The organism is Streptomyces sp. NBC_01384, from assembly GCF_045040035.1.
Classification (GTDB): Bacteria; Actinomycetota; Actinomycetes; order Streptomycetales; family Streptomycetaceae; genus Streptomyces.
On sequence record NZ_CP109560.1, the window covers coordinates 1 to 14,252 of the forward strand.

At 67.0% G+C, this 14,252-nt stretch carries 9 protein-coding genes; 4 read left to right on the forward strand and 5 right to left on the reverse strand.

Going from position 1 to position 14,252, the window contains the following annotated elements; translation table 11 throughout:
- The first annotated feature begins 565 nt into the window (after nucleotides 1-565).
- Nucleotides 566-2,947, forward strand: a complete 2,382-nt coding sequence (locus OG747_RS47250) for a Helicase associated domain protein (protein ID WP_331764931.1) — start codon at nucleotides 566-568, stop codon at nucleotides 2,945-2,947.
- Nucleotides 2,948-2,975: 28 nt separating this feature from the next.
- On the opposite strand, the gene OG747_RS47255 is transcribed toward OG747_RS47250, so the two are convergent.
- The 5 genes from OG747_RS47255 to OG747_RS47275 form a co-directional block, all read right to left on the reverse strand.
- On the reverse strand, nucleotides 2,976-3,701 hold the full coding sequence (locus OG747_RS47255; RefSeq protein ID WP_405886158.1) for a hypothetical protein: 726 nt from the start codon (nucleotides 3,699-3,701) through the stop codon (nucleotides 2,976-2,978).
- A 43-nt stretch (nucleotides 3,702-3,744) separates the two neighbouring features.
- Nucleotides 3,745-4,308, reverse strand: a complete 564-nt coding sequence (locus OG747_RS47260) for a DUF6262 family protein (RefSeq protein ID WP_331742893.1) — start codon at nucleotides 4,306-4,308, stop codon at nucleotides 3,745-3,747.
- The gene (locus OG747_RS47265) at nucleotides 4,305-6,809 is read right to left on the reverse strand and encodes a site-specific integrase (RefSeq protein ID WP_331742896.1); all 2,505 of its coding nucleotides are present in this window, start codon (nucleotides 6,807-6,809) and stop codon (nucleotides 4,305-4,307) included. The genes OG747_RS47260 and OG747_RS47265 overlap by 4 nt, the downstream gene beginning before the upstream one ends.
- The gene (locus OG747_RS47270) at nucleotides 6,806-7,960 is read right to left on the reverse strand and encodes a tyrosine-type recombinase/integrase (protein ID WP_405886160.1); all 1,155 of its coding nucleotides are present in this window, start codon (nucleotides 7,958-7,960) and stop codon (nucleotides 6,806-6,808) included. The genes OG747_RS47265 and OG747_RS47270 overlap by 4 nt, the downstream gene beginning before the upstream one ends.
- A 232-nt stretch (nucleotides 7,961-8,192) precedes the next feature.
- Complete coding sequence (locus OG747_RS47275; protein ID WP_331742903.1) at nucleotides 8,193-8,402, reverse strand: hypothetical protein; 210 nt, start codon at nucleotides 8,400-8,402, stop codon at nucleotides 8,193-8,195.
- A 123-nt stretch (nucleotides 8,403-8,525) separates the two neighbouring features.
- Between OG747_RS47275 and OG747_RS47280 the strand changes: the two genes are divergently transcribed.
- From OG747_RS47280 to OG747_RS47290, 3 genes are all read left to right on the forward strand, one after another.
- Nucleotides 8,526-11,426 (forward strand): NACHT domain-containing protein, encoded by a 2,901-nt coding sequence (locus tag OG747_RS47280; RefSeq protein ID WP_331742906.1) that lies wholly within the window; start codon nucleotides 8,526-8,528, stop codon nucleotides 11,424-11,426.
- Nucleotides 11,427-11,537: 111 nt separating this feature from the next.
- Nucleotides 11,538-12,791 carry a Helicase associated domain protein gene (locus OG747_RS47285; RefSeq protein WP_405886162.1) on the forward strand — a complete coding sequence of 418 codons (1,254 nt, stop codon included), beginning with the start codon at nucleotides 11,538-11,540 and terminating at the stop codon, nucleotides 12,789-12,791.
- Nucleotides 12,792-13,075: 284 nt separating this feature from the next.
- The gene (locus tag OG747_RS47290) at nucleotides 13,076-14,164 is read left to right on the forward strand and encodes a glycosyltransferase family 2 protein (protein WP_405886164.1); all 1,089 of its coding nucleotides are present in this window, start codon (nucleotides 13,076-13,078) and stop codon (nucleotides 14,162-14,164) included.
- The last annotated feature ends 88 nt before the right edge of the window (nucleotides 14,165-14,252 follow it).

Genomic DNA, 14,252 nt, shown 5'->3' on the forward strand with positions numbered 1-14,252 from the left:
ATATGCCCCGGCAAGCCGGGGCATAGAATGCGAATTGCGCAAGCGCAATTCGGAATTCCCGCGTAAACGCGGGAATTGAATTCCGTAAACGGAATTCTGATGGGATGTCAATTCGCGCAAGCGCGAATTGAGGGAGTCCCGCAAGCGGGCCTCCTGAGGCCCGCTATGAGGGGTGGTGCATCAACGCTGGGGCCTGTGTAGCGACTGGGAATCCCAGCTACTACCCCACATTGGATGTGACAGATCGTCTGTCTGACGGGGTGCCGGCCCACCGCAGTGACGGGCTCCGCTGCGCTCCACCCGAACCCCTCCCCCACCCTCAAGTGCCCGTCAAGCAAGTCGAGTAGTCCGATGACACCCCGTCAGCATACACACTAAACGAACGCGATGGGGCGAGAATCGGTCACGTATCGTCCTAGGGTCGGAGCTTGACTTAAGGATGATGCATCATGGTGATGCACTGTGTAGAATCTGGGATCAGACAGCATCACCCCGGAACCCTTCCTCGCTCCGGACTTCCCCTTCTTGTTGCGCGCCAACATTCCGCGAAAAGGAGCACACGGGAATGCCCCTGAAACTGCGTGACCACCAGATCGAGGCCGTTGCCGCCATTGTGCGCGGACTCGATATCCCGCCGGGCGGCATTCCCGCCAATGGCCTGCGCGGGCAGGTGCACGCCGCGTGCGGCACGGGGAAGACCATCATTGCTGCCGCGTCGGCAAAGCGGCTTGTGCCCAAGGGGCGCGTTCTCGTTCTGGTGCCGACGCTGGACCTTCTGTCCCAGACGGTGCAGGCGTGGCACGCGGCCGGGCATGCGGGGCCGGCGGTTGCGGTGTGTTCGCTCCAGGACGATCCGGAGCTGTGGGGGCTTCGGGTGCGTTCCACCACGAACCCTGTGCAGCTGGCGCTGTGGCACGGCTCCGGGCCGGTGACCATCTACGCGACGTACGCCAGCCTCGGTGTCCTGGCGGAGGCGTTCGAGGGCGTCTACGGGCAGCAACTGGCGCCGGTGGACCTCGCGGTGGTCGATGAGGCGCACCGGACTTCCGGGTCGATGGGCAAGGCGTGGGCGGACATCCACGACCAGACCGTCATCCCCGCACACCGGCGGCTGTACCTGACAGCGACGCCGCGGATCTGGCAGGAGCGGCTCAACCGGGAGGTTGCCGAGGGGGTGCGCGATCCGCTGCCGAGGGAGATGGCAGCTTCCATGGACGACGAGGCCGTTTTCGGGCCCGTGCTCTACAAGCTCTCGCTCGCATCGGCCGTATCCCGCGGCCTGCTGGCGCGGTACCAGATCATCGTCCTGGAGCTCCAGGACCCGATCGTCACCCCGGAACGGCTGATGGGCGAGGAACGGCACACCGAGGAAGTCCGCGGGCAGCGCCTCGGAGCGCTCCAGGCCGCGCTCCTGCACACCATGGCGCAGCACGACCTGTCGACGTGCATCACCTTCCACCACCGGACGATAGAGGCACAGGCTTACGCGGAGGGCCTGGAGCGCGTCGCCGCCAAACTGCACGCCGACCAACCCGAGACATACCCGAAGCGGATCTGGGCGGACTGGCTCTGCGGCGAACACGTCCCCGAGCACCGGCGCGACGTCCTGGGCTCGTTCGGCACCACGGCGCAGCGTGCTGTCCTGTCGAACTGTCGCGTGCTCGGGGAGGGCGTCGACATCAGAAGCGTGGACAGCGTCGCCCTGCTCGACCCCAAGGGCGCGCCGCACGACATCGTCCAGGCCATCGGACGCGCGCTCCGTCAAAAGCCAGGACAGGGGAAGCTCGCCTCTTTGATTGTGCCGGTATTCCTCCAGCCCGGGGAAAAGCCCGAGGACATGTTCACCTCCGGCTCTTACCGCCCATTGGTTAAGGTTCTTGAAGGTCTGCGGGCTCACGATGAAGAGGCCGTGGAACTGCTCGCCATCCCGCAGGAACCGCAGAAGGACGTCGCGCAGCCGTCCGAGTACATCGGCCCGCCGCCCGAGGAAGGCGAGGACGAATCCCGCCTGCTGCTGCGGTTTGCGGCTCCGCGTGACCCGGTGATGGTCGCGGACTGGGTTTCCTTCAACGTGATCGACACCGAGAAGCAGGACTGGGCCCGCGGCTGGGCGGCGCTGAAGAGGTTCACCGAGCGTGAGGCTCACGCCAGGGTTCCGTACGGCCACAAAGAGGGGGCGTACCCCCTCGGGCAATGGGTCGCGGAGCAGCGACGGGCCTACGGCGCCGGGCAGATGACCGGCCAGCGCGCGAGGCGACTCGAACAGCTCGGCATGGTCTGGTCACTGGCAGACGAGCGGTTCCAAGAGAACCTGGAAGCCGCCCGCGCCTACCACCAGGAGCACTGGACACTGTGCGCACCCCGCTCCGCGACCGCGCTGGACCGGCCGGTAGGACAGTGGCTGTCCAACCTCCGCCGACCTGGTGCGCTGGCCGAACACCCCGAATGGGACGCCGCGTTGAAGGCCATCGACGAGGACTGGAACCCGTCATGGCCGGCGGACTGGCAGCGGCACTACGCGGCACTGCGCGAACTGGTACGCGACGAAGAGGGCCAGCCGGAAGTCCTGCCCGGCTTCACGGTCCACGGCATGGACATCGGGAAATGGCTCGCCAAACAACGCAAACCGGAGATCTGGGCAGCGCTGACGGAGAGGCAGCGCGAGCGCCTGGAACAGCTCGGCATCGTGCCGCTGGCTCCAGAGCCGGAGGCACCCGCGAAGGCGCCCACAGCAGCCGTGAGCGCCTTCGAGAGGGGCGTTACGGCCCTGGCGCAGTACAAGGCCCGCACCGGGGGCGTGAAGGTCCCCAGAAGCCACGTAGAGCGGCTTGAGGACGGCACTGAGGTGCGGCTCGGTGTCTTCCTCTCGAACACGAAGTCGAGGCGGGCGAAGCTCACCGCCGACAAGCTCGCCCTGCTCGCCGCACTCGGGCTCGACTGGGCATGAGGCCGGTTCGGTCGTCTGCCGGGGTGGATTACGGGCGGAGCGCTGCCGAGACTCGGGACAGACGGTCGGGCGGAAGAGCGAACGGGTTGGCGGGATTGCGGTAGGAGTAGTGGCCGTCATTGGTGCGGGTGCCGTCGGGGCCGGTCGTCCAGCGAGCGGGGCCGTGCTGCCCCTGCTCGGTAAGGAGAAGACCGGCCAGGTGGTGCGGGTCGTCCACCATGGTCCGGGCGGCCAGCGCGGCCGCGAGGACGGAGGCGGCCGTGTCGGGCAGGTCCTCATCACCCACGGCTGGCAGCAGGAGCAGCAAGCGGGCATCAGGGTCGTCGCTGCTGCCACCGGATGTTCCGCTCCGGGCTGCGGCGCCCAGCTCGGTCCAGGACAGGGCCGGGCCCATGAAGTGCCCCTCGTCGCGGGCCAGGACCTCTGCCTGCTCCCAATCGGGGTGGTGCAGCAGGTAGTCGGTGCCGGGGTCGTCCGCGAACGTGCGGTAGACCACGTGGAGGCGGTGGCCGGCGCGCAGTGGAACGGTGAACAGCGGCCAGTCTGCTGCCTCGTGTAGGTGGCGGTGGAACTCTCCGGCGGCCTCCCAGTCTGGGCCGAACAACGCCTGGGCGGCTTCCTCGTCGTGGGCGCAGGAAGCCAGGTGACTGAGCCAGAAAAGGTGCTCGTTCAGCAAACCGCGGTGGTCGGTGAACGGGCCGCCGTCATAGCCGGGAATCTGGACGGGCTGGAGATCGCTGCTGCTGAGGGTCACGCGCGTCATCATGCCGCCGGTCTGTTGTCGGCGAAGCGGAGGGTTACGGGTTGTGGTTCTCGTCGCGGATCATGCGGCGCAGGCTGGTGCGGGCTGCGGCGAGGTCGTCTTCCAATTGGGCGACACGGGTGCTGAGAGTGGTGTTCTCGGTGGTGGCCTGCTGAAGCTGGTCGGCCAGTTGGTGGTTGTGCTGGGTGAGTTCGTCGATGCGGGTGGTCAGGTCCTGGCTGCTGAGGGCGTCGAGTTGCTGTCCGAGGTGACGGCTCAGGGCGGTGCGGAGCCGGTCGCGTTCTTCGCGGAGCGTGGTGATCTCCTGGCGCGCGAGTTCCAGGTCCGTGCGCAGGGTGGCCGGGCTCAAAGAAGCGGGGCGATGACCGGTTGGGGGTTGTGCGTTCTGTCGGGCCTGTGCGGCGTGGATGTGTTCGCGGACGCCTTCGGCGTAGGTGAGCCAGGTGGAGACGCCGGCGGTGCGGGCAATGGCGGTGTGGGTGATGGGAGTGCCGTCGTGCTCGAGGCATTCGATGGCGGTCAGGACGCGGCGGCGTTTGTTGATGCTGTCGCGGTGGCGGGCCTGTACCAGCGGAGTCGGGTTGCCCTGGCGGTTCATCGTGGGTTGGCTCGGGGTGGGTTGAGGACGGTGAGCGGCAGGTGGGGGCGTGTGGTGCCGGCGCGGGTTTTACGCAGGATGGCGCTGGCTTGTTCGAGTTCTTCCTGCTCGGCTGTGGGCAGGGCGGACAGGCGTCGGCGCATGCGTTCGACGATCTGCTCGAAGGCGGTGATCTGCGCGGTGAGGGCGTTGATGACGAAGTCGGCGGCGTCCATCGCGCGGGCGGTCTCGCGGTCGGCGCGCAGTTCGTTGATGTGCTGCTCGATGGCGGGGAGGTAGGAGGGGTCGGGGCGGTAGTAGCCGCAGCCGGCGCACTGGAAGCGGATCGGGCAGGAGTCGCCTCCGGCTTTGACGTTCGACGGTTCGGTGCATCCGCCGTAGGGGACGGCGACCGAGCGCAGGTCGTAGCCGCTGGGTGAGCTGGGGGTGGGGTGTCCGTGGCGGTCGACGACGTGGGCGGTGAGGGCGGCGACCGCTGTGCGTTTGCGTTTGAGGGAGACCTGGTAGTAGCGCTGCGTCATGGCGATGGAGTGGTGGTCCATCAGCTCACGGAGGACGTCGACGGGGGTTCCGGCGTCCGCGTGGCGCTGGGCGTAGGAGTGGCGGAAGGCATAGGGGTAGATCAGGGAGCGGTTGAAGGGGAGGCGGCGGCCGGTGACGTCGGTGCCTTCGGCGTGGAGTTCCGGCAGGGAGTCGACCCAGGTGCGCAGGGTCTCGCTGATGTAGTTGGCGCTGAGGTGCCGGTCGGCGCTTTGGTCGCTGAGGGCGGGGAAGAGGTAAGCATCGCCGCTGGCAGGGAGCTGGAGGTGGTCGCGGCGGGCCTGCCAGCGGCGGATGTCCTCCGCGGTGGAGGCAGCGATCGGCAGACGGCGGCGGTGGCGGCGCCGTTTGCGGTTGTCCCAGATCAGGGAGGTCTGGTCGTGGTCGGTCTCCAGGCAGTCGCGGGGCAGGGAGGCGATTTCCAGGGGGCGGCGGCCGGTGTCCCGCAGGAGGATGTAGACGGTCTGGTAGAGCAGTTGGAGGTCGGCGGTGGGGATGTCACGGCGGCCTTGGACCTCGCCGAGGCCGAGCGTGTGCAGGTGGGTGTCGAGCTGCCGGATCACGGATTCGGGGACGGCTTTGCCGATCCCGTCCTCGTCGACCTCTTCCAGGCGGATGCGGTGCTCGACGGGGTCGCGGGTGAAGGCTCCGGCGAGGGTATCGAGGTGTCCTGAGCGGCGGCCGTAGTCGATCAGCTGGAAGAAGCAGCCGGCGAGGGTGCGCCGCTGGGAGGAACGGTAGAGGGTGCCGTCCTGGCGGACGGCGGTGCGAATGGCGTCGACGACCGCGGAGGCGTCGGCGAAGGCGAGGGCGGCCGGGTCCAGTCCTTGTCCTTGCCGCTGGGCCAGCGTGCGGGAGGCGAGGGTGACCGCGCGCATCGTGTTGGAGAAGACGTCGGTACGCGGGGAGCTGGTGGTCGCCCAGTGCCGTACCAGGTGGCGCAGCCACGGCTGATGGAGGCTGCGCAGGTCCGCGGTTCCGGACATGTGGCGGGGGGCGGATCCCGTCGTGGTGCGCAAACCTATGGTGCGCAGGTCCAGGACGTCGGGATCGGCCAAGGGGCGGCCGGTGAACTCCTCGAAGCCGGTCCGGGCGGCGGTGCACAGCCGCTGCAGGATCCGGGCCGCGCCAGCGTCGCGGCTACTGAGGCGGTCGGGTCCGACGTCGTCGGCCAGGAGGGTGGTGGCGTCGGCCAGGTCGCGTACGAGGTGGCGAATGCGGTGGGGTTCCAACATCCGAGTCCACCGGTCGGCCTGCTGCAGGGCGAAGAGGAATTCGTGGCGCAGCAGGTCGCCCAGGGGCAGCAGGCTGAACTGGTGGGTGGCCAGGTAGGGGCTCTGGCGCGGTGCCCACTCGTGGGCGTCAGTGGGATGGGTGCGGTTGTGCAGGCTCCACTGGCGGGCGTGGTAGTTGCACAGGCCGCGGGAGTTGTAGGACGGGCTCGGGCAGGCGGGTACCAGACAGGGAATCACCTCGGTGTAGGGGCGGGCTCGGTCGCGTAGCCACGCCTCCTCGGTGCCCTTGACGGCGTGGTACTTCCAGGCTCCGTAGTGGGTGCAGCACATGCCCTTGCAGTGGCGGGGGCGGACGCACTGCACGCCGTCACGGGTGATGGAACACCGGACGGTCACCATGCCGGGGGCGCTGCGTTCCCTCACCGGCTGGTGGGTCGCGGCGAACTGGTCCGAGTCCAGGCCGGAGGCTTTCAGGCGCTCGGCGCACAACGTACAGAAGATGTTGCGGCTGTTGACGATGAGATCGCACTTGTGGGTGCGGCATGTGGAGGAGGAGGTACGCGGGTCGTCAAGGTCGCCGGTGAACAGCCAGCGCGGCATGTCCCACTCCCCCGCCCGCCAGCCAGGGTCAAGGCGGTCCTCCAGCCAGGTACACCAGGCTCCGGTGTCCCATGAAAGGTGGTTCGGCGAGCCGGAGGGCGCCAGCGTACGCAGTGCCAGGCTCATGGGTGCTCCCGCAGGGCCTGGACGCGTTCGACGACCTGGCGGGTCTCGGTGTCGTCGACGTGCCGGTAGCGCTCCATCGACAGCGGTGAGACATGTCCCAGCAGGCGCTGGACCACGTCGCGGTCCGCGCCGCTGCGCAGCCAGGTGGTGGCCGCGGAGTGGCGCAGCATGTGGGGACGGAAGGGGTGGTCGGCGGTGCGCGCCAGGCGGTCGAAGAGGTCCTTGGCGTTGGGGTAGGACATTGCGCGTCCGAGGGGCGCGCGGAAGAGATTGACGAACACCATCTCGCTGTCGGCCGCCGGGCCCGCGGCGTCGCGTTCGTACTGGTAGTCGGTGTAGAGGGCGACCAGGTCCGCGGTGACCGGGATGATGCGCGAGCGGCGGGACTTGGCCAGGGCGCCGTTGGGGTTGTCCGTACGCCGGCGGACATGCAGATGCGGGCCGTCAGTGCCGCAGCCCAGCACGCGGGACGAGGCCAGCAGGTGCATATCGCCGCGGCGCAGCCCCAGCGCCTCGCCGATCCGCAGCCCGGTACACGCCAGCAGCGCAATCAGGAACCGGTCCCTCGCCCGCCCCGCAAGAACGATCACCGCGGCGATCTGCTCGGAGCTGAGGTCCTGGTAGCCCGGATCGGTCAGCGCGAACCGGAACGCGGCCGCCTCCACGGTACGCAACTGGCCCGCCTCGCCCGGGTCGTAGCCCGGCGGCAGATGGAACAACTGCTTCGGCTCCGACAGCACCGCCACCGTCTGCGGCGCGACCCAGCCGTGCACGGCGCCGAACCTGAGGAAGCCGCTGACCACGGTCATCACCGCGTTCGCCGTCCCGGGCGAGCGGAACCGCGGCTCAAGCGACGGCCGCCGGCCAGAACGCGGAGCGAGAGGCTCGGCAACCAGCCACCGCTGCAGACCCGTGAGTTGAAGAAACCCCGGAGCAGCCCAGCCGATCCCCCGTTCCTGGCAGTAGTTCAGGTACAAAGCCACCCGGCCCGCGTAAGCACGCTCGGTGTTCGGTGAACAGCCCCGGGATCGCAGCGAGGCCAGGTAGGCCGTGGCCTGCGGGTGCAGGGCGTAGGTGCCGGCATCGACCACCACCCACCGCACCCCACCATCCGCAGATACGGACCGGAAGGCGAGGAAGGAATGGGACACGTGCCGAACGTAACTACCGCCCAGACCGCCGGTACCGGGCTTCCCGGAACACCCCTCCACCCCAGGTCGGGGCGCGTACCCTACGTGCCCCACAGGCTGGGCGACCCTAGATAAACCCAGATCCTGCAGCCGATGCCCTGGCCCTGACCGGGCATCCCCGGATTCCACGACCGACGGCGCCGCCGTATCAGACGCCACGCGCGCCTTCGAAGTGCGACAACGCATCCGTCGTTCACAGTGCTGCCAGGACGAAGGTCAACAGTGCCAGGGAGAGGGTGGCGCTGCCCGCGAAGGCCAGGGCACCCCGTAGCAGGGCGCTGGCGTAGGTGGCTCCGTCGATGCGAGCAAGCAGGCCAGCCGCCGCTCCTACGAGGGTGCAGAAGAGCGCGACAACCGCCAGGAGCAGGACCAGGAGCATCAGGTGGATGGATGAGGTTGTCATGGCTTCTTCCCGGGACGTTCGACGACGGTGACTCCCAGCAATTTCGCGGCTTTGGTGTTCACCGGGGTTCAGGGCGAACAAAGATGAACGAAGACGGTCGCCCGGGGGACGGAGAAGCAGGACATGGGGGACGTACACGAGGATCCGTTGGCGGAACTCGCGCTGCGGCTACGCACCCTCAGGGCGCAGCGGGGTCTGCAGATGGGCGGGTTGCAGCAGCGAACCGGGCTGGGGCGGACAACGGTCAGCCAGGCGCTGAACGGTAAAGCGGTGCCCACCGAGGCCACGCTGGTGGCCTTGGCGAGGGCCCTGGGTACGGATGTGGGCCCGATGCTGGCCCTGCGCGAAGCCGCAGTGCGCCAGCCTGGTATCTCACCGGTAAGAGTGGTGCGCAGGCCGCTGCGGCCGAAGGTGGAGCCGTCCTTTGAGGAGCGGTATCTCAACTACGTGGCAGAGCGGCATTCCCAACTGACCGTCGTGGGTCTGGACCTGAGTCGGCCGGAACGTGCGCGCTGGCCACTCGACGCCGCCTACTTGAGCCTGGAACTGGCGGAGCGGCCGGAAGGCTGGCCAGGCGGTGAGGAAGCGGACCGGCCATCCGTCGTAGTGAAGCGTGCCGAGCACGCGTTGGCCAACTGCCGACGGGTTCTTCTGCGGGGGCTGGCCGGCAGCGGAAAGACAACACTGTTGCAGTGGCTGGCCGTCGCCACGGCACGCGATGAACTACCGGAGGAACTGGCGGACTGGCGGGGGCAGATTCCGTTCTTCCTGCCGCTGCGCACGCTGGTGCGGCGCGGACCCCTTCCAGAGCCACATGACTTCCTGTCCTCGGTCGGCACCCCCCTGGCCGCCTCACAACCTGAAGGCTGGGCCGATGCTGCACTCGCCAGGGGTGAGGCACTCGTCCTGGTCGACGGCATCGACGAGGTTCCTCAAGAACACCGTGGTGCCACGCGGGACTGGCTCGAGCGGCTCTTGGCGGCCTACAGGGACGCACGCTTCGTGGTCACCACGCGCCCGTCCGCTGTGCCGGAAGGCTGGCTGGCTTCGTCGCGCTTCACCGAACTGTCGGTACGCCCCATGAGCGCTGTCGACACCGGGGTGTTCGTTGGCCGGTGGCATACCGCCGCCCGGCACGGTTCGGCAACCGAGGCCGAACGGTCACAGCTGCGTGATCTCGAAGCAGCGCTCCAGGTCACAGTGCGTGCTCAACGTGACCTGGCGCAGCTGTCCAGCACACCCCTGATGTGTGCACTGATTTGTGCGCTGCACCGGGACCGCCGCGGTCATCTGCCTCACAGCCGTATGGAGCTCTACGAGGCAGCTCTGTCGATGCTGCTCGTGCGCCGTGATCTTGAGCGCAGCATCGATGTCCCGGAAGGTATTCAGCTCACCGAACACCAGAGCGTCCAGCTGCTGCAGCGTCTGGCCTACTGGCTCATCCGCAACCGCCAGACCGAGATGGACCGAGCTACCGCGCTGGCCCTAGTCGGCGATGCACTGCCGGCCATGCAGGCCGTGGCCGAGCAGGGCACTGCCGACCAGGTCCTGGCGCACCTGGTCGGCCGCAGCGGACTCCTACGCCAGCCCACCATGGACACCATCGACTTCGTCCACCGCACTTTCCAGGACTACCTCGGGGCCAAAGCAGCCATCGAAACCCACGACTTCCCCCTGCTGGTCAACAACGCCCACGACGACCAGTGGGAAGACGTCATACGCATGGCCGTCGCACACGCCCGCCCAGCTGAAAGCGCTGATCTGCTTCGCCGCCTCGTTGAACGCGGTGACGCCGAGGACGAGTACAGGAACAGGCTCCACCTCCTAGCGGCCGCCAGCCTGCAGTACGCCACCGAAATCGAGCCCGACGCCCGCAGGCTGGTCGAACAGCGGGCACACCTCCTGATGCCTCCCCGCTCCCGTGAGGAAGCGGAGGCACTGGCCGCGCTCGGGCCGGGCATCCTGGATCTTCTACCAGGGCCCCAAGGCCTGGAAGACGACGAAGTGGGCCCCGTCGTCGAAACAGCGGCCGCCATCGGCGGCGACCAGGCATACGGCTTCCTCCGCCGCTTCGCGCAGTCCCTACCTCCTGACTCAACACCCCACGAACTATTTGAGGGCTGGGAGCACTTCGAAGCTGATCAATACGCCCGCGACATCCTGCTCCCATGCCGAGGACAAGACCGTCTATATGCGGAAGTACACACCCATGATCAGCGCAACGCATTGCGACTCCTCAAACCCATCACCGGCATCCACTTTCAAGGAGAATTTACAGAAGATCAGATCTTCGAGCACCTCTCGCCCGAGCACACCCACACACTGCGTATCTCCTCAGGCCGTTTGCTCAGGGATCTGAAATTCATCCGCAAACTCCCCGCCTTGAAAACACTCGAACTATCAGAGTGCACCCAACTAGCACACCTTGAAGATCTCGCAGGGACTCCTCTCACCAACTTGAGATTCACTAACCAACCACGCGAATTTTGCTTCGACGCACTGGATTCCTTGCCGGAGCTCACTAGTCTCTCTTTTTATACACACCTACCGTCAGAGAGCCTTTCGGACGTGCCGGCGCCGGAGGGCCTGACCTCCTTGAATCTGGGCTGGACCGACGCTTCTCTGCGTGGCATCTCAAGGTGGCAACAACTGCAAGAACTGGCAATAGCCGATGGGCTAGACAACGCAGCATGGCAAGAAATTGCGACGCTCCCCAACCTGACGGAGCTGTGCATATCTGGTTACGATCTTAAGCAGGCCGTACCCCTACCAGGGGTTAGCTATCTCCGACTTATATCCACGTCAGACCCACAACTAAACTTGGTTCCGAACCTATTCCCCAACCTCCAACGCTTCTTCATCAACTGCCAAGGAGCGCAGCCAGACACCACTGACATCACTCCCCTGAGCCAGATCAAGGGCCTTCAGATCTCCATCAGCTACGCAAGCAACGTCACCGGCCTCGAACGATTCACCCCAGAGGCAGTCGGGCTGTACCCGCGCCCACGGACAGCGAGCACCTGAGCCGTCCTCAACCCAAGTTCCGCACCGCATCCGACCTCGGCGCCCATGCCGCCGCGGCCAGAACAAACGTCTCTCACACTCCACCGCCTCTAGATAATCGATATCAGGGCGGTGGACAGTGTCGCCCTGTTGGACCCGAAGGGGGCGCCGCACGACATCGTGCAGGCCATCGGGCGTGCTTTGCGGCAGAAGCCGGGGCAAGGGAAATTGGCCTCACTGATCGTGCCGGTATTTCTCCAGCCGGGAGAGAAGCCCGAAGACATGTTCACTTCGGGATCGTATCGGCCTTTGGTGAAGGTGCTCGAAGGTCTTCGGGCTCATGATGAAGAGGCCGTGGAATTGCTTGCGATTCCGCAGGAGCCGCAGAAGGATGTGGCGCAGCCGTCGGTGAACATCGGTTCGGCACCCGAGGACGGCGAGGAAGAATCCCGTCTCTTGCTCCGCTTTGCGGCACCGCGTGACCCGGTGATGGTCGCGGACTGGGTCAGCTTCAACGTGATCGACACGGAGAAGCAGGATTGGGCGCGTGGCTGGGCGGCGCTGAAGAAGTTCACTGAGCGTGAGCAGAACGCCCGATGCCCCTACGGACACCGGGAGGGGGCGTTTCCGCTTGGGGCATGGGTCGCGGAGCAGCGAAGGGCGTACGGGGCGGGGCAGATGACCGGCCAGCGGGCGCGGCGGCTGGAGAAGCTCGGCATGGTGTGGTCCGTGACCGATGAGCGGTTCCAGGAGAACCTGGAGGCCGCCAAAGCGTACTACGAGGACCACTGGACCCTCTGTGCTCCGAGGTCCGCAGTGGCCCTGGACAGGCCGGTGGGACAGTGGTTGAGCAACCTGCGCCGCGCGGGTGCGCTGGAGGGGCACCCGGAGTGGGAGACGGCGCTCAAGGAGATCGACGAGCACTGGAACCCGGAGTGGCCGGCGGACTGGCAGCGCCACTACGCCGCGCTGCGGGAGCTGGTGCGCGATGAGGGCCAGGCCGACGTCCTGCCCGGCGTCACCGTGCACGGGATGGACGTCGGACGGTTTGTCGCGAAGAACCGCCAGCACGCCGTCTGGCAGGGGCTGATGGACGGGCAGCGTGAGCTCCTGGAGGCCATCGGCGTCGTGCCCCTGTCGCCGGAGCAGGAAGCACCCACCAAGGCGGCCTCTGGCGCCTTCGAGCGGGGCGTCGCAGCCCTGGCGCAGTACGTCGAGCGAGAGGGCTCTGTGGGGCCTGTCAGCCGTTCTCACGTTGAGGTTTTGCCGGATGGGACTGAGGTGAAGCTGGGGGTATTTCTCTCGAACACGAAGTCGAGGCGCGGGAAGCTCACCGCCGACAAGCTCCAGGCGCTGGCCGACCTCGGGCTGGACTGGGCAGCCTAGGAGCCAACACGTCCACACCGAGCCGCATCGCTTTGTCTCCGAGCTCCACCCGCCGATCGGCACGGCTGACACACCGCACGCGCCCAATTGTTCCGCCGCGACATGTGGATCCGTCACCGCGTGGAAGCCGAAGTCGGCGGCCACCTGCTCGAGTGTCACGTCCGGACCGCGGTTCCTCGCGACCCGCGCGACGTCCCCGCGGAACTCCTCGGGATAAGGCTTGGGCACAGCGACATCCTTCCGACCCGCCCCACAGGGCAAGCCAGTTCAGATGTCACCCGGTCGTGCACCAGACCCTCACGTCCGATAGCTTGTCATGCCTTGAGCTGCCGACCTATGTTTCGATGATCATGCGCACATCCCCAATGATCAGCGTCATAGTCGCCGCTCACGACCTGCAGGGTCAGCTGGAGAGCTGCCTGCGTTCAATCCTGAACCAGTCCTTCCGGGATCTGGAGGTCGTCGCGGTCCTGGACCAGTCGCCTGAGTGCCCTGCGAACGTGGTGGATGACTACGCTCAGCGTGACGGGCGCGTGTCCGTCGTGCGCTTGAAGGGTGTCGTCGGCATCGGCCGGATACGCAACGCAGGCGCGGAGCACGCCGCCGGTGATTACCTGCTGTTCCTGGACAGCGATCACATCGTCAGGGGTACAACACTTCAGGCCATGGCCGACCAGCTGCAAGCTACAGACGAGCCGGACGTTCTTCTCTTCGGGCATACGCGTCTGCATCACCGTCGCTCCTGGCACGGTGCCGCCGCCGAGCTGATTGCCCAGCAGGGGCGTGAGTCCTTCGCCCCGATCGATCTGCCTGAGTTGTTCGGTGCCCCCGCCTACTCCTGGGACCGCTTGTTCCGCCGCGACATGTGGATCCGGCAGCACCTCTCATTTCCCGACGGTCTCTACGAGGAGGTCTCGGCCGTCCACCGCGCCATGCTCGCCGCTGACCGGATCGGCGTTCTGAGATGGAACTGCGTGCAAATCCGCCGCCGGCTCACCCAACACCCCGCAGACGCGCCAGGCGGCACCCACTTCGACGTCTTCGCCAGGTACGAAGAGAGCTTCGGTCTGCTGCAGGAGCGCACCGCCCTGGACGCTCTGGCTCCCTTTCTCTTCACTCGCATGATTCGTCACTACCTCTTCCTTCTCAATCTTGAGGGGTGCCTCTCCCGCGCCGAGCGCCCGCAGTTCTTCCAACGCGCCAGCGAGCACTACCGCCGATTCCTCCCCGACGGCTACGAGCGCCCCGATGGCCGCGAGGGCGTCAAGTTCCAACTCGTCGCGAGCGGGATGTACAGCGCTTTCGAGGCCGCCAGGCTCCCTCAGCTCGCACGCGGCTTCGTCTCCCGGGGCGCCACCGTCCGCGGAGGGTAGCGCAGGCTGAGCGGCACCGACCGGGACACTCAATGTCAGGACGTGGCCTCACGCCCGTGACACGGCTTCCCGCCGCGCCGACGGGTGA

Bases quoted from the DNA above. Each gene is read 5' to 3' on its own strand.
- OG747_RS47250 (WP_331764931.1), top strand. From the start codon at position 566: ATGCCCCTGAAACTGCGTGACCACCAGATCGAGGCCGTTGCCGCCATT.
- OG747_RS47260 (WP_331742893.1), bottom strand. From the start codon at position 4,308: ATGAACCGCCAGGGCAACCCGACTCCGCTGGTACAGGCCCGCCACCGC.
- OG747_RS47265 (WP_331742896.1), bottom strand. From the start codon at position 6,809: ATGAGCCTGGCACTGCGTACGCTGGCGCCCTCCGGCTCGCCGAACCAC.
- OG747_RS47275 (WP_331742903.1), bottom strand. From the start codon at position 8,402: ATGACAACCTCATCCATCCACCTGATGCTCCTGGTCCTGCTCCTGGCG.
- OG747_RS47280 (WP_331742906.1), top strand. From the start codon at position 8,526: ATGGGGGACGTACACGAGGATCCGTTGGCGGAACTCGCGCTGCGGCTA.